The sequence below is a fragment of the Pseudomonas sp. 22515 genome (genome assembly GCF_052044625.1).
Classification (GTDB): domain Bacteria; phylum Pseudomonadota; class Gammaproteobacteria; order Pseudomonadales; family Pseudomonadaceae; genus Aquipseudomonas; species Aquipseudomonas alloputida.
This window is the reverse complement of sequence record NZ_JBQENN010000080.1, coordinates 1-438: the sequence shown is the minus strand read 5'-3', so window position 1 is coordinate 438 and position 438 is coordinate 1. Positions and strand designations below refer to the sequence as shown.

The window sequence follows — 438 nt, the reverse complement described above, 5'->3', positions numbered from 1 at the left end:
TCCATGCCGATCACGCACTGGCCGGTCTGTTCGGCAAAGGCCAGGCCGTTGATGAGGTCGGCGTTGTCGTAGCGGTCCAGTGCCTGCAACAAGCGTTCGCTGACCACCCAGCGGGCATGGTCGTTGGCGCGGTCTTCGGCGGTAGCCGGAAGTGATGGTTCAAAGAGTCCATGGGTACGCTCCATCTGCAAGGATGATGTATGGCATCAATTGATCTCCTTGGGCCTTCTGGGCGTGCGCGGTTTGCGTGGCTTTTTCTCCGGCCGCTTGCCGGGCTTGAGCTGCCAGCGGTCGGCGTTGGCGAGCAGGCGTGCCTGGATTGCGGGTGGGTAGTCGCTCAGGGTTGTCACGGGTGGGGCTGGCTTGCCGGGCAGGCCGGCCTCGCGGATGACCTTCGGCCAGCGCGGTCGCCAGCACAGCAGCAGGCTGAGCCAGTGG

At 64.8% G+C, this 438-nt stretch carries 1 protein-coding gene and 1 pseudogene; both read right to left on the bottom strand.

Annotated elements, in window-relative coordinates:
* The coding region (locus tag ACTJJN_RS27030; protein WP_440781801.1) for a hypothetical protein at positions 1-185 on the bottom strand (185 nt) is incomplete at its 3' end.
* 21 nt (positions 186-206) lie between these two features.
* Positions 207-438: pseudogene (locus tag ACTJJN_RS27025) on the bottom strand (DUF6708 domain-containing protein); the annotation flags it as partial.